This window comes from Arenicella sp. 4NH20-0111, assembly GCF_040366405.1.
In the GTDB taxonomy this organism is placed as follows: Bacteria; Pseudomonadota; Gammaproteobacteria; order Arenicellales; family Arenicellaceae; genus Arenicella.
In genome coordinates, this window is record NZ_BAABWF010000005.1 from 1 (window position 1) to 20,573 (window position 20,573).

19 protein-coding genes are annotated in these 20,573 nt (G+C 46.0%); 15 read left to right on the forward strand and 4 right to left on the reverse strand.

Annotation, left to right across the window (positions count from 1 at the left end; translation table 11 throughout):
* Positions 1–85: 85 nt before the first annotated feature.
* Together ABWW54_RS11465 and ABWW54_RS11470 are read right to left on the reverse strand one after the other, a co-directional pair.
* Complete coding sequence (locus ABWW54_RS11465; protein ID WP_353412400.1) at positions 86–640, reverse strand: hypothetical protein; 555 nt, start codon at positions 638–640, stop codon at positions 86–88.
* Positions 600–938, reverse strand: coding sequence for a hypothetical protein (locus tag ABWW54_RS11470; protein ID WP_353412401.1), 339 nt, complete (start codon positions 936–938; stop codon positions 600–602). Before ABWW54_RS11470 ends, ABWW54_RS11465 begins: the two co-directional genes overlap by 41 nt.
* Positions 939–1,234: 296 nt before the next feature.
* Between ABWW54_RS11470 and ABWW54_RS11475 the strand changes: the two genes are divergently transcribed.
* From ABWW54_RS11475 to ABWW54_RS11495, 5 genes are all read left to right on the forward strand, one after another.
* On the forward strand, positions 1,235–1,510 hold the full coding sequence (locus ABWW54_RS11475) for a site-specific integrase (protein WP_353412402.1): 276 nt from the start codon (positions 1,235–1,237) through the stop codon (positions 1,508–1,510).
* A 15-nt stretch (positions 1,511–1,525) separates the two neighbouring features.
* The gene (locus ABWW54_RS11480) at positions 1,526–2,242 is read left to right on the forward strand and encodes a tyrosine-type recombinase/integrase (protein ID WP_353412730.1); all 717 of its coding nucleotides are present in this window, start codon (positions 1,526–1,528) and stop codon (positions 2,240–2,242) included.
* Between the two features lie 270 nt (positions 2,243–2,512).
* The gene (locus ABWW54_RS11485; protein WP_353412403.1) at positions 2,513–3,997 is read left to right on the forward strand and encodes an efflux RND transporter periplasmic adaptor subunit; all 1,485 of its coding nucleotides are present in this window, start codon (positions 2,513–2,515) and stop codon (positions 3,995–3,997) included.
* Between the two features lie 35 nt (positions 3,998–4,032).
* A complete protein-coding gene (locus ABWW54_RS11490; protein WP_353412404.1) occupies positions 4,033–7,164 on the forward strand; it encodes an efflux RND transporter permease subunit in 3,132 nt (1,043 codons plus the stop codon).
* A gap of 289 nt (positions 7,165–7,453) precedes the next feature.
* Positions 7,454–8,029 (forward strand): nitroreductase family protein, encoded by a 576-nt coding sequence (locus ABWW54_RS11495; RefSeq protein ID WP_353412405.1) that lies wholly within the window; start codon positions 7,454–7,456, stop codon positions 8,027–8,029.
* Between the two features lie 63 nt (positions 8,030–8,092).
* On the opposite strand, the gene ABWW54_RS11500 is transcribed toward ABWW54_RS11495, so the two are convergent.
* A complete protein-coding gene (locus ABWW54_RS11500; RefSeq protein ID WP_353412406.1) occupies positions 8,093–9,466 on the reverse strand; it encodes an aminotransferase in 1,374 nt (457 codons plus the stop codon).
* A 215-nt stretch (positions 9,467–9,681) separates the two neighbouring features.
* Between ABWW54_RS11500 and ABWW54_RS11505 the strand changes: the two genes are divergently transcribed.
* From ABWW54_RS11505 to argB, 10 genes are all read left to right on the forward strand, one after another.
* Complete coding sequence (locus ABWW54_RS11505) at positions 9,682–10,170, forward strand: Lrp/AsnC family transcriptional regulator (RefSeq protein WP_353412407.1); 489 nt, start codon at positions 9,682–9,684, stop codon at positions 10,168–10,170.
* A 359-nt stretch (positions 10,171–10,529) separates the two neighbouring features.
* Positions 10,530–11,390, forward strand: a complete 861-nt coding sequence (locus ABWW54_RS11510) for a helix-turn-helix domain-containing protein (protein WP_353412409.1) — start codon at positions 10,530–10,532, stop codon at positions 11,388–11,390.
* Positions 11,391–11,620: 230 nt separating this feature from the next.
* Complete coding sequence (locus ABWW54_RS11515) at positions 11,621–11,938, forward strand: hypothetical protein (protein WP_353412410.1); 318 nt, start codon at positions 11,621–11,623, stop codon at positions 11,936–11,938.
* Positions 11,939–11,978: 40 nt separating this feature from the next.
* The gene (locus tag ABWW54_RS11520; protein ID WP_353412411.1) at positions 11,979–13,076 is read left to right on the forward strand and encodes a sensor histidine kinase; all 1,098 of its coding nucleotides are present in this window, start codon (positions 11,979–11,981) and stop codon (positions 13,074–13,076) included.
* Between the two features lie 13 nt (positions 13,077–13,089).
* Positions 13,090–13,800, forward strand: a complete 711-nt coding sequence (locus tag ABWW54_RS11525; RefSeq protein WP_353412413.1) for a LytR/AlgR family response regulator transcription factor — start codon at positions 13,090–13,092, stop codon at positions 13,798–13,800.
* 120 nt (positions 13,801–13,920) lie between these two features.
* On the forward strand, positions 13,921–14,946 hold the full coding sequence (locus ABWW54_RS11530; protein ID WP_353412414.1) for an arginine N-succinyltransferase: 1,026 nt from the start codon (positions 13,921–13,923) through the stop codon (positions 14,944–14,946).
* Positions 14,947–14,950: 4 nt separating this feature from the next.
* Complete coding sequence (gene astB, locus ABWW54_RS11535) at positions 14,951–16,285, forward strand: N-succinylarginine dihydrolase (RefSeq protein WP_353412415.1); 1,335 nt, start codon at positions 14,951–14,953, stop codon at positions 16,283–16,285.
* Between the two features lie 87 nt (positions 16,286–16,372).
* Entirely contained in the window at positions 16,373–17,350 is a 978-nt protein-coding gene (gene astE, locus ABWW54_RS11540; protein WP_353412417.1) for a succinylglutamate desuccinylase, read from the forward strand.
* 9 nt (positions 17,351–17,359) lie between these two features.
* Positions 17,360–18,418: an N-acetyl-gamma-glutamyl-phosphate reductase gene (gene argC, locus ABWW54_RS11545; protein WP_353412418.1), complete on the forward strand. Its 1,059-nt coding sequence runs from the start codon at positions 17,360–17,362 to the stop codon at positions 18,416–18,418.
* Between the two features lie 2 nt (positions 18,419–18,420).
* A complete protein-coding gene (gene argB / locus ABWW54_RS11550) occupies positions 18,421–19,251 on the forward strand; it encodes an acetylglutamate kinase (RefSeq protein ID WP_353412419.1) in 831 nt (276 codons plus the stop codon).
* A gap of 80 nt (positions 19,252–19,331) precedes the next feature.
* On the opposite strand, the gene ABWW54_RS11555 is transcribed toward argB, so the two are convergent.
* Positions 19,332–20,381, reverse strand: a complete 1,050-nt coding sequence (locus tag ABWW54_RS11555; RefSeq protein ID WP_353412421.1) for a hypothetical protein — start codon at positions 20,379–20,381, stop codon at positions 19,332–19,334.
* Positions 20,382–20,573: the final 192 nt, after the last annotated feature.

The following is a 20,573-nucleotide window of genomic DNA, read 5'->3' on the forward strand; positions in this document are numbered from 1 at the left end:
CTTGCCAAGGGGCGCGTTGATAAACGCGTCCCGCGGAGCCAGCTTGCTGGCGGAGTAAATTTAGGCAACTTGTTAGTTTTCATTTTCACAGTTTTACTATTCTTGGTGTTCTTAATAGTAAAAAAAATAATTCACTTTCATTTACAACAGCTTTACCCAACGCTTCTTCCGACAAAGATAAACAGGTTTTTACAGAGGTATTGAAAGATTTAGTATCACCTATTTTTTTGTACAAAATAGCTAACTGCCCTTCGAAAATAAATCTTTCATAACTAGGGTTGCTAAGGAAAAGATAAGAGTCATCAGTAGATTGTTGATCTATTAGGTTTTTATATAGGGCTATTGCTCCTAAATAATCTTGATCTGAAATCCTTTGCCATGCATCAGATTCAACTTGACTCTGAACATATTCATTATCTTTCCATTCATCATAGACGATTACGTCATAGAAGCAATAAGCGAATACAAGTGTGATAAATACACAGCCAAAGAAAAATCCTATTCCTATTTTTAAAAATGACTTCATAGTAAAACTAACGCCAAGCAAACGGGCGCGTTGAAACGCGTCCGAACTGCCGAAGGCAGCGTTTTGGTTCTTGTTATCTTTTTGGACTTTCAAGCTTTGTATATCCTTTATCATTCATGCACTTTCTAGTGCTTAGTTCTTTTCTTTCTTCCCATTTTTCGAGTGCAATTATATTTCGACGGCGTGCAGCTAACATTCCTAAATCTCGACCTGTGTGCAGGCTAAAACCAATATCAGGCTCTGGTCGAGGTTTGTTTCCAACAGCGACGATACTTTGTTCTACACATAGAGTTAGATCTTTCTCTACATCTTGAGAACTTCCACTAACACTTTGCCATGAATAAGGATGCTTACTTCCAGAAACGCAACCAATAAGAAACACCAACATAAAAATAAATACGATTAGTTTCAATTTACCTCACCTCTCGAATAAAGATAACAGTTTTCTTTTGGGACACGGTGTCCTAGTATTTTTTGTCCGAGTAATACACTCGAACTGTTTAAGTTTTTGAATTCATTCATTTATTTCTGGCCCAACTTTTTACAGGTACGGCGGAAAAAATGATTGAAAAGTCCACTGTTAGCTCTAAGTACATGATTTTTAAATAATTTCCCTTTTTCCATTATACGGACAGTCCTAGTATTTGCCTTTTTTTCATTGTATGCGATAGTTATTGAGCGTATCAACTGATTCAAGGAGCGAATCACATGGCAAAAGTGGCAGACGGGCGTGTGCCTATTCCTCGGCACCCTCAAAAATTCATACATCGTTTAAGAGCATTCATTCGTCAGCGCGGTCTCTCCGTGAGTACAGAGTCGGTTTACGTGAGCTGGGTAAAACGGTTTATAAAATTCCACGGTTTGACTCACCCAAAAGACTTATCACCCGCAGACGTTGAACAGTTTCTGCATCACTTGGCAATCGTAAATGGCGTGACGGTCAGTACGCAAAAAGTGGCGCTAAACGCACTGTCCTTTTTGTAGAACCAATTCTTGCACATGCCGTTGGGCGAGCTTCAGGTAACGCGCGCTAAGAACAGCAAAAAAGTGCCTGTTGTGTTTTCGAGGAATGAGGTAAAACTTATATTGGCCTCGTTAGTGGCGCCTTGGCAGCTGATTACATCCATCATGTATGGCAGTGGTTTGAGGGTGGGGGAGGCGGTGTCGTTAAGAGTAAGAGACATTGACTTCGATAGGAGCCAAATTTACGTCCGTAACGCTAAAGGAGGGCGCGAGCGAACGACCGTTTTGCCTAAACACCTTCATGAATCAATCAGACTCCAATTGCACTGGGTTGCGCAGATGCACAAAGCGGATTTGCAGGCTGGTAGGGGACACGTCTTTGTGCCAACGGCCGTTGTTCTAAAGCGTAGTCATAAAAGTAAGAGTTTTGCTTGGCAATATTTGTTTCCGTCTAAGGCTCTGAAGTTTGATGACACAATTGGGTTGCCGGTTCGCGATCATTTAAGCAGCCGATCAGTTAACAGACACATTAAGTATGCCCTGCACCAATGCCGAATTACAATAGACGGCGCATGCCATAGCTTTAGGCACTCCTTTGCCACCCATCTGTTAGAGCAAGGCGCTACTATTCGTGAGCTCCAACGGTTACTCGGACACGCAAGTGTGAGTACCACACAGATTTATACGCACGTTCTTCATGCACAAAAGTTGACGGCGGCCAGCCCATTTGATGACTTAATCGACGGACCTTGATTATTCGATGGCCATTAAAACTGAGCCTAGGGCGTGATTGCATTCGGTCATGTTAATTGAGGGAGTTTTCGTTATTTACCGCATCTCAAAAAAGTGAAACTTTTTTTCTCTTTTTTGAATCCATATGCGTATTCCTTGCATCTAACAAACAAGAACAACGACTTTAAGCCTTTAAAATAATGGTTTCGTCGTTATTTAGTAGACAACTGTCCTTTTGATGTTTTTCATCGGACAGACCTTTAGATTCCACAAGGTATATAGGAACGGATTATGACACTCGGTAAATTTAAGCCCTTTTTGCTCGGTACAGGATTGGTTGTAGGCGCAGTAGCCATTGTTGTTGGGTTGGGCGCGTTAAAGCCGGAAACGGAAAAAGAAGAAACCAAAAAGCCGCCCTTGGTTGTTAGAACGGCGGAGGCTCAACTAAAAGAGCAAACGGTTTATTCAACGTTTCAGGGTGAAGTGCGAGCCAAAACCAACATCGAACTTGTGACGCAAGTGACAGGCAAGGTGATGTCGGTTTCTGATCGCTTCATTGAAGGCGGGGAGTTCGAGGCGGGGGAAACGCTGCTTCAAATCGATGATTCCGATTACTTAGTGGCACTCAAGTCGGCGGAAGCCAGTGTGGCGTCAGCACAAGTGGATTTGGACGTGGAAATTGCAACGTCGGTCAATAAAGCTAAAGAGTGGAGCGACTTACAAGGCAAGCCCATTGAGCAGGCTAACCCGTTGCTGTTGAATAAGCCTCAAATAGATCGAGCCAAAGCTCGTTTTGACGCCGCTCAGGCGGAATTGGCCGCCGCCAAATTAAACTACGATCGAACCAGAATTAGCGCGCCATTTAAAGGCCGCATTATGAGCAAGTCGGCCGAGTTAGGTAAGTTTATGTCAAGGGGTTCTAGCATAGGGCGAGTGTTCGCCACCGATGCCATGGAAGTGCGCATTCCCATGACCGACGTACAAATTAGTGAGCTTGGCCTAAGGCTTGGCTATTCTTCTCAAGGCACCGGTACTCAGGGTATTCCGGCTACGGTTTCAACGCTGTTCGGTGACCAACAGCAAATGTGGCAGGGTTTTGTGAAAAGCGTAGACGCCAGTGTCGATAGTCAAACCAGGCTTCTGTTTGCCACTGTCGTAGTGGATCAACCTTTTCAAAAAGACGGTGCTGATTCAATTCCTTTGGTGCCCGGCTTATTTGTTGATGTTGAGTTAGCGTCGCCCAAAAAGTTGGTTGGCATAGAATTACCAAGAACCGCGTTGCGCAATGGTAATCAGGTGTTTGCCTACGATAATGATGAGCTTAAGTTAAAGCGAGTGAAGGTGGTTTACACGTCTATGGACAAGGTCATTGTTGCGCAAGATGCGTCAACAATTAACATCGGTGAAATGATTATTACGTCATCGGTCCCTGGTGCATATGAAGGCATGCCAATTAAATTGGTCGCCAGCGGCGAAGAGGAAGTAATCGCCGACGCAAGCGAAACGGAAGCTGATACCCAGTCGTCATCTGAAACCGAAGCGACTGAACAGGCTGTGAAAGAAGAACAAAATGATGAGCCATTGGACGCAGACTCTGTTGCAGAGACTGTGGCTGACAGCGTCGGCGAATCCACGGACGAGGCTGTTGAAACCGAGCAGGTATCAGAAGCGTCACCTGAGGTTGAAGAGAATGCAGAGGTTGAGCAACTTACTGATGGTGAAACAGGGGCTTCTGACGATAACTCGACGGAAGTACTTACCGCCAGCCACAGCTAATTGACGATCAGTCGAACCAAATTGAGGAATAAACGATGAAGGGTTTAATAAGTTGGTGGGCAGATAATCATGTAGCTGCCAATCTGTTAATGGTTGCGATTATTCTCGCCGGCATATTCGGCTTCAACCGATTGGAACGCGAGATTTTCCCTACCATTCCATTTCCTGGAATGCAGGTGATTGTCAGTTGGCCTGGAGCCAGCCCGCGCGACGTAGAGCAACAGGTGGTTTCTCGAATCGAAGAGTCACTCAAAGACCTCGAGAGCCTCGATTGGGTTAGGTCCGAGTCTGGTGAAGGCTGGGGCGGCGTATTCATTATGGCCGAAAACTCATCGGACTTTGCGTCGGTGATGGACGATGTGACCAGCCGTGTGAGAAGCATCAGCAGTTTGCCGCCAGACATTGAGCAACCCAGAATCAGTCAATGGGTTAATCGCGAAGAAATGATGCGCGTTGCCGTGCATGGTAACGTGGGTGAGGCGACGTTAAAGCGCCTAGCCGACGAGATGAGGCGCGAAGTAGCGCAGCTTGACGGTGTGTCAATTGTGGAAATATTTGGCACGCGTTCAGAAGAAATATCCATTGAGGTGAGTGAAAGTGCGTTGCGCAGATACCGAATTTCCTTCGCAGAGGTAGCCCAAGCGATTCGGGCTTCGTCGATAAATCTATCGGCCGGTAACGTTAGAACGGAAGGCGGGGAATACACCTTACGCACCAATAACTTGGCGGACAGTGAGTTGGATTTTTCTAGCATTGTGGTTAAGCAACTTCCTGAAGGTGGTGTGATTACCGTTGGTGATGTCGCTCAGGTAATCGATGGCTTTGAGGAGAACGAAATTCTCGCGTCCCTTAACGGCGAACCGGCGGCCTTAGTTCAGGTGATGTCCAGCGAAGTGATGGACGTGGTCACCATGTCCGAATCCATTCACGAATGGATGGAAAAGCGAAAGAAGAATCTTCCCGAAGGCGTGAGCCTAACCCTTTGGCAAGACGCGGCTGTGGATTTTAATTCTCGAATGTCGAGCATCGGCTCAGCGGCGTTTTCGGGATTGATTCTTGTGTTTATGGTGCTGTTTCTTACCCTACGTCCCAAGGTTGCCTTTTGGGTCGCCATGGGCGTAGCTACGGCCTACGCTGGTACGTTTGTTTTCATGCCAATGTTGGGCGTCTCTTTGAACATGCTGTCTACGTTTGCATTTTTACTGGTTCTTGGAATCGTGGTGGATGACGCGATTATTATTGGTGAACGAATTCACACCGAAGTTGAACGAGGTAACTTAGGGCTTGCTGGAGCGAGTGATGGCGCTTTCAGGGTGTCTAAGCCCGTGATCTTCGGTGTGTTAACCACCATTATTGCTTTTTTACCATGGTTGTTTGTCAGCGGCGCAACGTCGGAGTTTACTCGGCAGATTACGTGGGTGGTTATTTTGGCATTGGCGTTTTCTCTAATTGAATCGCTGTTTATATTGCCGGCTCACTTATCGAAGATGAAGCCCGTTGAACCGAACAACCGTCTGGCTAAGTTTCAAAATCGCATCGCAGAAGGCATTGTGTGGTTTGGCCAAGTTAAGTACGGTGCTTTTATAGAAAAAGTTTTGCGTAAGCCCGTCATTACCACCATGGCGTTCTTAGCTTTCTTTATTGTGGTGGTATTCGGCTTGATGGCTAACGGCTATGTCCGGTCCTCGTTCAACCCAGAAGTTGAGAGGGAGCAGGTGGATATCTGGATTGACCTTCGAGAGGGCACTACGTATGACCGGGCGCTGGAAATCCTAGCTCAGTTACAGACGGCTCAAAAGGCGATGGTGGCGGATGTTAAAGCCAATGCCAAAGAAGGCGAGAGCAATGAAGTGATTGAAAACTGGTACACCCGTGCTCGCAGAGACAGTGTGATTGCCATCATGAAGCTAGCGCCTAACGAAGTTCGAGCAATGTCAGCGAAAGAAGTCGCGTTGGACCTACGCGAACGTATAGGCGATGTGCCGGAGGCGAAAAATGTCCGAGTGGGCTATTCGATCGACAGCAGTGGCCCTGATATGGACATTTCCGTGCGTCATCCAGACTTGGAGCAATTACAGTTAGCGGTTGATGAAATTACCGATAAGTTGCGAGGCTTTGGTGCGCTTTACGACGTGTCGAATAATCTTGATAGCGCTAGCGAAGAGTTGCGTTTTGACCTTAAACCCGGTGCTGAACAGCTCGGTTTAACGTTAAGTCAAGTAATGCGTCAGGTGCGTCAGGCTTACTTCGGTGAGGAAGTACAGCGTCTACCTAGAGCGTCACAAGACGTTCGCGTTATGGTTCGCTATCCGCGAGAGAGTCGTAACTCATTAGAAAGTCTTAAACACTTCAGAATAAGAACAACCGACGGCCGTGAGGTACCATTGACCTCCGTGGTGGACGTTTCCTACGGTCCTGGTTTGAAGGAAATCAGACACTGGGATGGACTCAGAGCTGGCCGTGTGCAAGCGTACTTAAAAGAGCCCGTTCGTGATGAAATCATGAAAGAGCTTAACGATGAGTTTTTCCCTGAACTGGAACAGAAATATCCAGGCTTGACCAGAGCCGCCGTGGGTGAGCAAGTCGCTGAAGCGGAGTTTGGAGCCGAAATGGGCAGGCTGGGTTTAATAGCGTTTGTTGCGGTGTTGTTTCTGTTAGCCATTGCATTCAAAAGCTATTTTCAGCCAGTGGTTATTTTAATCGCTTTGCCGTTTGCTTACGCCGGCGCGGTATTGGGACACTTTGTGATGGATGAGTCTTTTTCACTGTTCAGCTTTTTTGGTGTGATTGCGGCTTTTGGGGTGGTTATTAATGACAACTTGGTCTTAGTCGACGCGTACAAGTCCTTTTTGGATCGAGGGCTTTCAGTTCGTGATGCCATCGTTGAGGCTGGCAAGTCTCGATTTAGGGCCATTCTGATTACGTCTGTTACTACGTTCATCGGTTTGATTCCGTTGATGTTAGAGCAATCCAGCCAATCGGCATTTTTGAAACCGACCGTCATATCACTGGCGTTCGCTCTCTTAGTGGCCTTCTTTGTCACCCTGGTGTTGGTCCCGTCGTTGTTGGTGATGGGCGATTCAATCGCATCTTGGTTCAAGCGTAATACCAAAGTACTGGGTTTGAAAGCACGATATCAAAAAGCTAAGTTCGATTCGGCAGTATAGATTTACCTTTGTTTTTCACAGGTTTGCCGCCCCGTAAAACGGGCGGCTTTTTTTTGCCTCGTGCTGATTCAACAACGATTACTTATCTGAATACTCGGCCCCAAGTCAGTGAGTTTGTGTCAGGCCTGCAAACTTGACGCCTTCTACGTGTATTGAGTGCGTTAAAACCGCGTGAGCTGGTATCATTGTCTGGTACGTAGTTAGGGGCCAATTCAATGACGTTTGCAACGATGATTGTTCCGCAATGACCTCTAATTTTGATGAAACCATTTATTCGAAAGAATTTGTTATGACAAACAAACTTGATTTTTCCGCCCGAGACTCTCAAACCGGAGTAGCGCCACTTTTTGTAGAACGCTGGTCGCCAAGAGCGTTTGAAAAAGTAGCCATTGAAGGCGATGTATTGAAACGAATTTTTGACGCAGCGCGCTGGTCCCCTTCTTGTTTTAATGCGCAACCTTGGCGTTTCTATACCTCTACCGAGAATTCATTTGCCGAATTTTTGGATCTGTTAGTTGAAGGAAACCAAGGGTGGGCAAAAGACACCAGTGTGATCGGTTTTTTGGTCGCCGAGAAGAATTTTGAGCATAATGGAAAGCCCAATGCGTTTGCTCAGTTTGACTCAGGAGCGGCTTGGATGGGCATGACGTTACAGGCGAGAATGGAAGGCTTGTACACACACGGTATGGGTGGCATTCACGCTGATAAAGCCGCCGACTATCTTGGTATAGATACCGACACCCAAGAAGTGATTATGGGGTTTACCATAGGCAAGTTGGCGCAGCTTACGCAAGAGCAGGCTCAGGTCGAAGTGCCGAATGAGCGTAAAGCGCTAGACCAGATCTGGTTTGAGCGCGAGTCGTAAAGTCTATTTCAACGCTGAATAACAGAAACACCCTTCGGCCTAATGCCGAAGGGTGATCACAGATTACTGAGCCGCTATAACTTTGTTCAGTGAGTGAGAGAATATGTCCACTATTTGGTCAATCTCTTCCTTAGTGGTAATCAGTGGTGGGGAAAATGCCACCGAGTCCACGGAAGGAAGCGGCCTAGCGATGAGGCCATTTTTGTAGCACTCTACCGTCACCTGCGGTGCGATTTTGGTCGCCGGATCAAAGAAGGTCTTGCTGTTGGCGTCTTTCATGATTTGAACCGCGGCTAACAATCCCTGTCCTCTGATTTGCCCAACGTGATTTTCCTTACCGACAGATTCTTCAAGCTTCTGGTGAAAATAAGCGCCATGAACACTTGACTGTGTCACTAGGTTTTCGCTTTCTATAATGTCTAGATTAGCCATCGCCACAGCCGCGCCAATGGGATGGCCTGCGTAGGTGTAGCCGTGCGCAAAACTGCCGTATTTGGCAGACCCTTGCTTGATCACATCCCATATTTCTTCGGTGATAAAAGACGCTGAAAATGGAAAGTACCCGCTGGTCAATGCTTTTGCCGTGGTAATCATGTCTGGCTCGATGCCATAGACTTCGCTACCCCACCATTTACCAAGACGACCATATCCACACACGACTTCGTCGGCGATAAAAAGAAGGTCGTATTTTTGGGTTACCTTTTGAATTTCTTCGAAATACCCTTCTGGTGGAGTAATGACGCCACCCGCGCCCAATACCGGTTCGGCGATGAATGCACCGACAGTCTCGGGGCCGTGTTGCAATATAAGCTCTTCGAGTTCTTTTGCTCTACGCACAGAAAACTCTCGTTCTGTTTCATTTTCTAATGCGTGCCGGAAATAGTCCGGTGATTCGGTGTGAAGGACGCCGTCAATGGGTAAATTAAAGTCCTTATGAAACGAGGGTAGGCCTGTCAAGCTGGCCGTAGCAATGGATGTGCCATGGTAAGCCTGCCAGCGCGAAATGATTTTGCGTTTTTCTGGTTTGCCGATCAAATTGTGGTAGTACCAAACAATCTTCATGAGAGTGTCGTTGCCGTCTGAGCCGCCACTGGCGAAAAACACCTTGGACATATTATCCGGCGCTAACTCTAAAAGGCGCTCGGCTAGCTCTATTTGCGGTACGTTCGACATGCCCGTAAACGTATGGTAGTAGCCCATGTTTGTGGCAGCACTGTGCATGGCATCAGCCAGCTCATTGCGACCATATCCAACGTTCACGCACCACAGGCCCGCGACCGCATCGATTAATTTGTTACCATCCGTATCGTGTAAATAAATCCCTTCTCCAGACTGCATGATTCGAGAGCCAGTCTTTGCGAACTCGTTTGCGTTAGTAGAAGGGTGTAAAATGCTGTTGGCATCCAGTTGTTTTAAGTCTTTGTGGTGGTTTACCATGCCAAGGTGTCCTCGTTTTATTGGGCTGTTATATTTTTACGTTAGCACAGCTTTAGAGCAAAACGAGCGCAGAGACCGAATTTGATATATGATTCTTTAATCAAAATCACTACAAGAATTTATGCGGAACGCGTTAAACTTTGCCGTGATAAATTTGAATTGAAATTCTGGTTAAAAAACAGTCCTTAGCGATTTAATCCATGCAGGAATAAACTATGAACGAGTTAAGTAAAATCAATAAAACTGATTTAAAGATACTCTCTATCTTGCAAAAAAATGCACGTATCACAAATCAGCAATTAGCCGAAGAAGTTCATCTGTCAGCCAGTGCTTGTTTAAGTAGAGTAAAGCGCCTTGAGTCTGAGGGGATTCTTAAGCGGTATATAACGGAAATAGACCTGGAGAAACTCGCTCCTCACGTGGAAGCGTTTGCCGAGGTTACCTTGGAGAATCATGCGCCCGAAGATTTTGAAAAGTTTGATGCGGCAATCAGCAAGGTCGCTGAAGTAACAGACAGTTATAAAATTAGTGGTGCCTACGATTACTTGTTAAAGTTCGTGTGTACAGATGTTCGACGTTACAACCGTGCCAGTGACGAGCTTATTAAAAGCGGCATTGGTATAGGTAAAATGAACACATTAATTATACTAGAGCGAACGAAAGATTTTTCAGGTTATCCTTTAGCTTCTTTGATTGAGCTGTAGTGTCTTAGAGTAGAGCGTTTTTGTAGTGGGGGTCCACGTAGACTTTCGGCCCTAAACTAGTGCTAGATCGCGCTTAGCAACACTTTATCTTTTGTCAAAACAAAGTGCCAGTTTAACGGCGTGAGCGCTGTGATGGAGGCTCTTTTGTCAGCTCGCCTTTGAGCTTTATTTATGCCGTGATACTGAAAGCCCCTCCCGTTGTCTAATCAAACTGGTTCCAAAAAAGCGCAACCAGGCCATATATTAAGGATTTATGTACGCGGCTCATGAAATAGCACAAAAAGGTGAGACGCGCTTCGACTCGCCATTTACTGTTCAGTCTCGTGTGGAGGCTTAATGAAATGAGTTTAGAGAAGAGAATGAATTTGTCGATTGCGTATATTGAGGAGAATCTCGATGGTCGTATTTCTATTGACGACCTTGCTAAGGTGGCGAGTTGTTCAAAATTTCATTTTCAAAGGGTGTTTTTATCCTGTTTCGACATTACGGTTTCAGATTACATAAGAAAACGTAAATTTACTTTAGCGGCGGTGGATCTTGTGAGCACTCAAATGAGTGTCATGGAAATCGCATCGAAATATGGCTATGACTCGCCCAACGCGTTTACGCGAGCATTTCGCCGTGTGCACGGTGACAATCCGAGTGTGGTTCGATCATCGCAGGCGAAAATGGCGACTCATCGAAGAGTCTCTTTCCCCATAGAAAAGAGTGGTAATGACATCGTGGATTATACAATCTTAGAAAGACCTTCCTTCAACATCGTAGGAAAAAGTAAAAAGTTCAATTTTGATGAGTTTGTCAAGAGTGGGCCTAAATTTTGGAAAGAATACGTTGGCTCCAGCGAGTATAAGGAACTGAGCCAATTGAATAGGGGGCGGCCTGGTTCGGTCTCGGGTGCGCCTTTGCTGACGGCGTACTTTCCCGAAGACAAAAGTAAAAATGATAATTTTATTGACGTATTCGGCGTCGAGTGTAGTTCTGATGCGGCATCACCATCATTTGAGTCTCACCAAGTGCCTGCAGCGACGTATGCGGAGTTTAACTGTTCTTATAGGAACTCGATGAAAACAAATCGGGCTATTTATGGTGAGTGGTTTTCCGCAACGGGCTATGAACGAGATCATGATAAGCCCGACGTGGTTGCGTATTTCCCGATGCCCTATCGCCATTTTAGCGACATGAATATTCGCTGGTGGGTGCCGATTATTGCTAAGGGGTAGTTGAGGGTGTAGCTTGGCGTTTTGGCTGAAGTACAGTTATTGGCGGCGAATTAGTCTACAAACACGGTCGGCCTTGATTGCAGAGTACTCAAAGGAGAGCCGACGCAAATTTTAGTTAGTGCAGCATAGAAACCGCTCATCCTAGTTATTTGCCGCTCGGCACCAATTTTACACATGGTTGATATTTTGCGTCACACTTCACGCTCAAAGAAAACACGAGGAGACATGAAATGAGTCATCTGCAACGTATAATGGTCGTGCTGCTTTTGAGCCTGTTTGCACTGGGTTTATCGGCGAGTTTAGTGCATTCCCAGACTCAACGTGAACATGAAACACGATCTCAAGTTAATGCCGGTCAGCATCAAGTAGAACCTCAGTCTACGGAGTCAGAAGTGGGTTTCATTGAAACACTTGAAGAGTCTGTGGCTAAAGTGAAGACGCACATTGCTCATTCGTTGCTATTGGGCTTATTAGAACTTAAGCACGGTTTAAACACGCTATTGGATTACGGTGTGTTTGTGCTCATACAGTCGTTGGATGGAATCTAGGCCCACACACAATGATCAGGACACAAAATATGGGCCTTAAATGCTAAAACTCGTATCCCCAACGCCATCTCGGCAATTTTGGTTCTACCATTGCGCGGGAGTGGGTTTTCTGTTCACTTTACTGTGTACCTTGTTTTACTTTAGCGGTGCGCCGGAGGTGTTGGTATTCAATATCTTCGCTTCATTTATTTGGTGTTTTGGATTCACCATTTCCGTATTGTTATTGAGAGGGCAATACATTCGCAATCAATGGTCTGCTCTTAGATTTCCGTCGTTGTTAAAGGTTTCGATTCTACCGATTCTGGTTTTGGGGTTGTTCACGACTGTATTTATGGCGAGCCTTTCGTTTCCATTTTATATCGACGAGGTAATCTCCTATCTAGCTGAAGAAGAACCTGAATTGAGTAAAACGAGTTTTGCGATCAAGTTCGTGTTGAGGAACTGGTTCAATAGTTCGTTTCATATTTGCGCGTGGTTCGGTGCCTACTTAGCGATCACCACTTCTAGGCGCGCAATGGCCGCAGAGATATCTAATCTGACGCTTCAAACAACGCTCAAGGAAGCGCAGCTGACAAACTTGTCAAACCAGTTAAACCCACACTTTTTATTTAATGCGCTGAACAACATACGGTTCATGATCAGTGAGAACGCTACAGACGCTGAACGCATGTTGATGTCGTTGTCTGAGGTATTGCGCTATGGCTTGCAAAGCAGTTCACGGGACGTTGTTAGTATTGAGGATGAAATAGAAATACTGAAGAAATATTCGGATCTGATTGAGGTGCAGTTTGAAGATAAAATAGATTTTCAGATGCAGGTTCCAGATAACGTGATGACTTACCCAATCCCGCCAATGATGTTGCAAATGCTATTGGAAAATGCCGTGAAGCATGGCATTGAAAAAAGAGCAGACGGCGGCCGTATAAGGTTGCATGTTGATGAAAACGCCAGTGACATAACGATAACCATGTGTAACGATGTCCCAATAGAATTGCAAAAAACAGGCGCGAGTACCGGTATTGGGCTAGAAAATATTCGTAAGAGATTGGCGCTCATATTTGGTCCAGCCTCAAGGCTTGAAACGATGATGGAAGACGATCAATTTTGTGTCAAAGCTCGTATTCCTATAAAAAATTGAAGGCAGTTTAACGATGAAAACGATAGTAGTAGAAGACTCACGTTTAGCAAGGGAAGGGCTGCTTAAGATGTTACGTGGGTTTCCTGATTTAGATATCGTAGGCGCCGCAGATCACCCTCAGCCCGCCATGGATTTAATCGAAAGTCACAAACCCGATGTATTGTTTTTAGACATTCATATGCCGGGCGAGAGCGGTTTTGATCTGCTTGACAAGCTTGATTACAAACCTAAGGTTATCTTCACCACCGCTTATTCCGAATACGCATATAAGTCATTCGAATACAATGCGATTGACTACTTGCTTAAGCCAATCAGTTTGGAGCGTTTAAATGAAGCGGTTCTAAAATTAAGTGTCGAACAGGGTTCCGCTCAAGAGCCAACTCAACTGTTGGAGATCGAAAGCAAAATGTTCATTAAAGACGGCGATGACTGCCATTTGGTTACGCTAAGCTCCATACGCTATTTCGAAAGCTGTAAGAACTATGTGCGAGTCTACTTTGATGATAAAAATGCATTTGTGAAGAAAGCCCTTAACTCAATAGAGCGGCGTCTGCCCGCGCAACGTTTTTTTCGTGTGAGTCGACAGTATGTGGTAAACCTGTTTGAAATTCAAAACATCGATGAGGGTGTCGGTGACGGGTATTCATTGACCATGAGCGACGGCAAAGTCATTGATGTTTCAAGAAGAAATGCGACTGAGCTCAAAAATTTACTGAGTTTTTGAGCTGCATATCTTACGGCTAAGTGATTACTTAGCCGCAGAATCTGGTTAAGCAAGGATGGCTTTCAACGCCTAATTTCGCAAGGCGCATGACAGAATGTGTTCATCAATGAGGACACATAAATGATAATAGTTAGAGCTGCTCGCGAATCGGATATCGATGGCGTTTTAGAGCTGGCAAAGCAGGCTTTCCCTGGTATGACAACGCTGCCGCCCGATCGGGAAGTGTTGTTGGCCAAATTAAAAAATTCTGAGCGCAGTGTTCAGAAATCTGTCGAAAGCCCCAGTCTTGAATCGTATTTTTTAGTGATGGAAGACACTTCTGTCGAAAAGGTTGTGGGGACCGCTGCGGTAATAGCGTGCTTAGGCGGCAAAGACGAATTTTATTCGTACAAATTGAACAAAGTCACTCAATCCTGTAAAGAATTAGATAAACGAGTGTCTGTTGAAACCTTGAACCTGTCTAATCATTTCGAGGGTTATTCAGAAGTCGCGACACTGTATCTGGATAAAGAATACCGAAAGAATGGTAACGGAAAACTCTTAGCGCGCACGCGCTACTTGTTTATGGCGCAGTTTCGAAATCGCTTCCCTGAAGGTGTTATGGCCGATTTACGGGGCTATTTTGATGAGGACGGTAACTCCCCGTTTTGGGATGCCGTCGGTAGCCGATTCTTTGAAATGGATTTTGCCCAGGCTGACCTTTATGGGGCAATTCACGGCAATCAATTTATTGCAGACTTGATGCCCAAACAGCCGATTTACGTGAACATGTTGCCCGAGGCCGCTCAAGAAGTGATTGGCAAGTGTAACGTCGTCGGTAAGCCTGCTATGAGAATGTTGGAGAACGAAGGTTTTCGATGGAATGGTCACGTTGATATATTTGATGCGGCACCCAGTGTGGATACAAAGATCGACGACATCGTCTCGATTAAGAACAGTCGGACGGCCGAGGTGATTGGAATTTCGGAGCATGAGGAGGACGAATGTGCCTTTATAGCAACCGGTGAAATCGACAGTTTTAAGTGTTGTGAGACCTCAATTTCCATTGAAAAAGGAGGCGTCAGATTGCCGAGGAGCATCATGAAGACGCTTGGACTGGAACTCGGTGACACGATTCGTTACCTCGTAATAGGAAATTCAAAGTAAGAGTATGAGTACTGAAATAAATTTCGATGGGCTTATCGGCCCAAGCCACAATTACGGTGGTTTGTCGCACGGTAATGTTGCTTCAAAGAATAATGCGTTGAGAATCTCTCAACCGAAAAAGGCCGCCTTACAAGGTTTGCAAAAGATGAACTACCTCAGAAGCCTCGGCTTAGAGCAAGGTGTTTTGTTGCCGCAACAGCGTCCGCACTTGCCTACCTTGCGAGCATTGGGTTTTATGGGTAGCGACAGAGAAATTATTGAGAAGGCGTCAAACCAAGCGCCTGAAGTTCTGGCTCAATGTTATTCGGCTTCGAGTATGTGGACGGCGAACGCTTGCACCGTAAGTCCAAGTGCTGATTCCAGAGATGGAAGAGTTCATTTTACGTCCGCGAATCTTTCGAGCATGTTTCATCGTTCAATAGAGCACGGCAATACGTCGGCGCTACTGAGGTCTATTTTTTCCAACGACGCCCATTTTGTTCATCATGATGCGTTGCCAGCGGGAAATCACTTCGGCGACGAGGGCGCGGCCAATCACAACAGGTTTGCGACTGAGTACGACAGCGCGGGCGTTCAGTTGTTTGTCTTTGGGCGTTATGCTTTTAGAGAAAACCGTCATACAACCGCAAAATTTCCTACTCGGCAGACGTTTGAAGCTTCGCAAGCGATAGCTCGGTTGCATCAATTAAACGATGATCGTGTGGTGTACGCACAGCAGAATCCTAAAATTGTAGACGCTGGGGCGTTTCACAATGACGTTGTGAGTGTCTCTAACTTGAATGCCTTTTTCATGCACGAAGAAGCGTTTGTCGACAGCGAAGCGTTGCGGCACGAACTCTCTGAGAAATTTGAAGGTGAGTTGGCCTTTGTCGTGGTACCGACCGAGCAGGTTTCATTGGAGTCGGCTGTTAAATCATACCTCTTCAATTCTCAGCTAATAAAGTTGCCTAATGAAGAGGGTATGGCCTTGATTTTGCCGGAAGAAAGTCGAGAGAATTCGCAGGTATATAACTACTTACAAGGCTTAGAAAACCAGAGTTCGCCGATCAAGCAAGTTAAGTTCGTGGATGTTCGTCAAAGTATGCAAAACGGCGGCGGCCCAGCGTGTTTACGGCTTAGGGTAGCGCTTACCCAAGATGAAGTTAACGCGGTTAACCCTCGGTTTCTTCTCGATGACGCGCTCTTAGATACGTTAAATGTGTGGGTGTCGAAACACTATCGTGATGAAATTCAACCTGCCGATTTGAGCGACCCCAGTTTGGCGGAAGAAAATTTCGCCGCTTTGGATGAGCTAACTCAAATTTTTGACCTAGGGTCTTTTTATGAATTTCAACGTTAATCTTGATGCGGCACCACAGATGATTAATAGCAACTGGCGTCCCATTAAGGCAGGCATAGCAAACCTGATGCTGTGTCGGATTGAGTTATGTTGAATTTTCTTGATAAAACGTTGGCGAACCCAGAGTATTTGCCAGCTCAAAACCACACTCTACCCGGTGGAGTGAGGTTGGAGGTGATCGGCACAGGTATCTTACGAGTTAGGCCAGCCCAACGCGGGGACAGACGAGTGATTATTTCTTGTGGGGTACATGGCAATGAAACAGCCCCAATGGAAATTGTCGATCTGTTGCTCAATGAAATAGAACAAGGCCAGCTGATTGTTCGCAATGAGTTGCTTTTTATTATTGGTAATCCGCCCGCGGTAAACGCCGAATCTCGTTTTGTAGAGGAAAACCTTAATCGTCTGTTTTCGGGAAAGCACGCTAATTCTGCGGCGTTGGAAGCCAGTCGAGCTCGCCTTCTTGAGGAGGTGGTTACTGACTTTTACCACGAAGGGGATGAGCCTCGCTTACATTACGACCTCCATACAGCAATACGAGGCTCGCAAATCGAGAAATTTGCTGTGTATCCCTTTCTGCACAGTAGAAATTGGTCCTCAGAACAACTGGGTTTTCTTGAAGCATGTGGAATTGAAGCCGCACTATTTTCTAGCCAGCCCAGTGGCACATTCTCTTACTTTACAAGTCATGGTTTCGACTCAGACTCTTTTACGATCGAGCTCGGGAAAGTTCGTAAGTTTGGAGAAAATCAGATGTCGAGCTTTATAAAGATGATCGAGGGGCTCAAACGTGTGATCACAGGACAAGAATCCTTTGAAGATTCTCATCAAAGAATCAAACTCTTTTCAGTAGTAGAAGAAGTTATAAAAAGGACAGATGCCTTCAAATTGCACGTGGAAGCGGATGCTAAGAACTTCACGGAATTTAAAGCGGGCGCTATTTTAGCGAGCGATAAAGGTTATGAATATCGCACTCAGAAAGACGGAGAACGCTTTGTATTTCCGATCAGTAATGTGCCTTGTGGCCAGCGAGCGATGCTGGTTATCGCACCAACCGAAATTTAAAGAATGAACATGAATAAAACAAAAGTATCGATCATTGGTGGCTCCGGATTTTTGTCAGCTGAACTAATGCGAAATCTGTTGGTTAGAGATGACGTAGAAATCTTGAGAGTGTCAAGCAAAGACCATATAGGCCAGAACATTGGACAAGTGCATCGCACATTTTATGGGCTGAGTGATCTAGTGCTGGAGGACATTCCGCCAGTAGAGTGCGTCAAGGGAGCCGACATAGTGTTTCTGGCCATGCCTCACATTATAACGGCGAAGGTAGCCATGGAATTATTTGAGACGGACGTTCGTATCATTGATCTCTCTGGCGATTTTCGATTAAAGAACCTGGACGACTATACCAAGGTGTACGCGCCTGAACATCCATGCCCAGAAAGGTTGGGCACGTTTGTATACGGGATGCCAGAGTTGTACGCCGACGAGATTCGAGACGCTAAATACGTTGCTAACCCAGGCTGTTTTGCCACTTGCATAGCGGCTTCTTTGTTGCCACTCGCGAAAAGTGGTCAATTAAGCAACAGCACCGTCAGATTAGTTGCCTTGACGGGCTCCAGTGGTTCTGGTGTCCACCCCCAGGCCGGAAACCACCATACGGTAAGAAGCAACAATATCAAGGCCTATAAAGTATTCAACCATCAACATACACCTGAGATATTGCAGACTCTGGGAGCGGCTGGTGGTGAGAATGTGTCGCTGGATTTTGTTCCAGTGTCAGCTCCCTTAACTAGGGGGATGATGTCGATAGCTCAAGTGGATGCACCTGAGGGAGTGAGTGAAGACGAACTCAGGGCTCAATACGAAGCCTATTTTTCAGATTTTCCATTGATATCGGTGTTGCCTAAAGGCATGACGCCGGAAGTTGTCTCGGTTAAAAATACTTTGCGGATTGAGATTGGCTTAGACATTAAGACGGATGAAGTTTCTGGTAAGCGCACCTTGTGTGCAATTGCTGCATTGGACAATTTGATCAAAGGCGGTGCAGGACAGGCTATTCAAAATTTCAATTTGATGACGGGTCATGAAAATGCCTACCAGTTACAGCAACCGGGAATGTGGCCATAGTGGTGAACTCTAGTAAAAAGCCTGTGGCGGTCATTAAAGTCGGCGGCGATATGCTGCTTGAACAAGCTGACCGCGAAGGCTTGGCGAGAAATATACGAGACCTGCTTGAGCAAGATTGGCATTGTGTGATTTTGCACGGAGGCGGGCCGCAGCTTAACGCTTTACAAGAGAAGCATGGGTTGGTTCCCACGAAGGTTGATGGACGTAGAGTGACCGGCAGTAAAGACCTTCTTGTCGTCAAGCAGGCCCTATGTGGTGAAGTGAATGTGGATTTGGTTTCTGCATTGATAGCTCAGGGCATCAACGCATTTGGGTGTCATGGAGCGTCCGCACAACTCATTCAGGCTGAAAAACGCCCGCCAATGGATTTTGGCGAGAAAGGCATGATCGACCTCGGAGAGGTCGGCGATGTCACCCAGGTTAATTCCGTATTGATAAATCATCTTCTTCATGCTGATTTGACTCCAGTAATAGCCTCATTGGGCGTGGATAAATCAGGGCGCGTTTTTAATATAAATGCCGATACAACGGTTGCGGCCATTGCGGCGTCGCTGAATGCTGACTTGTTGATACTGTCGACTAAAGTTGGGGGCATATTCACTGACATCAATGACGTTGACAGTCGGTTGCCGCAGGTTACTCCTCGCTCAGCAAGGCGCCTTATAGAGGACGGAGTAATTACTGACGGAATGATACCAAAAGTAAACGAAGCTCTAGCGTTGCTTGATGAAGGTGTGTCGAGCATCGCCATTTGCAATGCCAGTCAAGAGGGAAGTTTCATTAACTTAGCGCAAGGCAAGGCAAGCATCGGTACCAGGTTATTAAAAGATTAGGTTTCGATACAAATTTTGTTCGTAAACACATTTTTGTGTGAGGGGCCAAGTCGCGCCATAATTGGCCCCTTAACGTTTAATTAGCGATTAAGCGTGTCGTATATATTCGCTGACATGCTCTTGCGATCTCCATTTTTCACCTGTCGCACTTTGCGCCACAATGCCCACCATTTTCGTTTGGTTTTCGTGGAAAAATCTAATCTTATCCCACCCAATGTGCGGCCATTGGTAACGGTTGTGTAGTTCCCAGTTCTCTTGTTTGTGATTATCTCGAAATGGTCTGTACTGCTACCCATTAAAATAGGGTAATGATTAGACATGAAGCTGCTTGGGCCGCTAGTTGAACGTAAGACACCGTTGTCACGAACGGACCTGCTGCATGAATCGTAACTTCGTGCACTGCTTGCACCACACGTGCTGTGCACACCCACTACGCCATCATCGTTTCCTTTAACAAAAGGGCGGCTGACTCCAAGATACGCAGCACCGGTGCCTACAAAGCGTAACCTTGGTGTGCCTGTGTTGGTTCGGCCGATGCTTCTAGCATTTGAAGGCCGCAAGTCGTAAACCGTACCCAGTGTGCCGCGCGAAGGGTTAATTCCTGTAAACAGTTTGACTATTCTACGCTGAATTGAACTGATGATTCCGCCGCCGTCTGAAACATTGATAGCTAGGTTCGCCAGTTCAGATCCGCCCCCGGCACCGGCAAGATCAAGCGTGGCCAGTACCTTGAATCGATTTGGGTCTACGCCCCATTGCCGCAATCTTGTTAGAGCGTCTCGAGTTACTAAGTCGCCAGCTGAATGAGTCAAAAATACGCAGCCAGCAGCACAGGTGCCACGAGCTTCTAGATCTTTGATTTGCGCTCTGATGAGGTCTTTCACTCTGCCTGTAATGCGGGCAGTCGCAGGCCAGTAAAGCTTGGCTTCGGCTCTATTCCCCCAGTATTCTGACCAATAGGATTCTGCCAGACCTGGAAGTTGAGCGTCGGTAGGGCGGTTTTTGAAGTCATCCACTTTCAGGCCGTGTACCAGAATCAGATTTTTACCTGCGAATTTAGCGTTTGATTGAAATGAGATGGTCGTCAGCGAGACCAGTGTTAGGGTGATTAATAAAGTTTTGATGGTCATCAAAACCCTCCTTTGCTCTATGGTTGGTCAAAACAATGTAGAGGCTTTGCGCAGGTGTTGTGTTTTTATTGCCTACAAAAAACCGATGCCGTTAGTCGGGTTGTCCTACATTGCGGGAATATTATTTTTTTTATGAACAAAAGTTTACGCGTTGAACGGAGTGCTCTGCAATGAGATAAGAGACAAAAAGTC

Coding starts and splice junctions, on each gene's coding strand:
- ABWW54_RS11530 (WP_353412414.1), top strand. CDS start 13,921: ATGATAATAGTTAGAGCTGCTCGCGAATCGGATATCGATGGCGTTTTA.
- ABWW54_RS11465 (WP_353412400.1), bottom strand. CDS start 640: ATGATAAAGGATATACAAAGCTTGAAAGTCCAAAAAGATAACAAGAAC.
- ABWW54_RS11510 (WP_353412409.1), top strand. CDS start 10,530: ATGAATTTGTCGATTGCGTATATTGAGGAGAATCTCGATGGTCGTATT.
- ABWW54_RS11505 (WP_353412407.1), top strand. CDS start 9,682: ATGAACGAGTTAAGTAAAATCAATAAAACTGATTTAAAGATACTCTCT.
- ABWW54_RS11485 (WP_353412403.1), top strand. CDS start 2,513: ATGACACTCGGTAAATTTAAGCCCTTTTTGCTCGGTACAGGATTGGTT.
- ABWW54_RS11500 (WP_353412406.1), bottom strand. CDS start 9,466: ATGGTAAACCACCACAAAGACTTAAAACAACTGGATGCCAACAGCATT.
- astE (WP_353412417.1), top strand. CDS start 16,373: ATGTTGAATTTTCTTGATAAAACGTTGGCGAACCCAGAGTATTTGCCA.
- ABWW54_RS11490 (WP_353412404.1), top strand. CDS start 4,033: ATGAAGGGTTTAATAAGTTGGTGGGCAGATAATCATGTAGCTGCCAAT.
- ABWW54_RS11555 (WP_353412421.1), bottom strand. CDS start 20,381: ATGACCATCAAAACTTTATTAATCACCCTAACACTGGTCTCGCTGACG.
- ABWW54_RS11495 (WP_353412405.1), top strand. CDS start 7,454: ATGACAAACAAACTTGATTTTTCCGCCCGAGACTCTCAAACCGGAGTA.
- astB (WP_353412415.1), top strand. CDS start 14,951: ATGAGTACTGAAATAAATTTCGATGGGCTTATCGGCCCAAGCCACAAT.
- ABWW54_RS11525 (WP_353412413.1), top strand. CDS start 13,090: ATGAAAACGATAGTAGTAGAAGACTCACGTTTAGCAAGGGAAGGGCTG.
- argC (WP_353412418.1), top strand. CDS start 17,360: ATGAATAAAACAAAAGTATCGATCATTGGTGGCTCCGGATTTTTGTCA.
- ABWW54_RS11475 (WP_353412402.1), top strand. CDS start 1,235: ATGGCAAAAGTGGCAGACGGGCGTGTGCCTATTCCTCGGCACCCTCAA.
- ABWW54_RS11480 (WP_353412730.1), top strand. CDS start 1,526: ATGCCGTTGGGCGAGCTTCAGGTAACGCGCGCTAAGAACAGCAAAAAA.
- ABWW54_RS11515 (WP_353412410.1), top strand. CDS start 11,621: ATGAGTCATCTGCAACGTATAATGGTCGTGCTGCTTTTGAGCCTGTTT.
- ABWW54_RS11520 (WP_353412411.1), top strand. CDS start 11,979: ATGCTAAAACTCGTATCCCCAACGCCATCTCGGCAATTTTGGTTCTAC.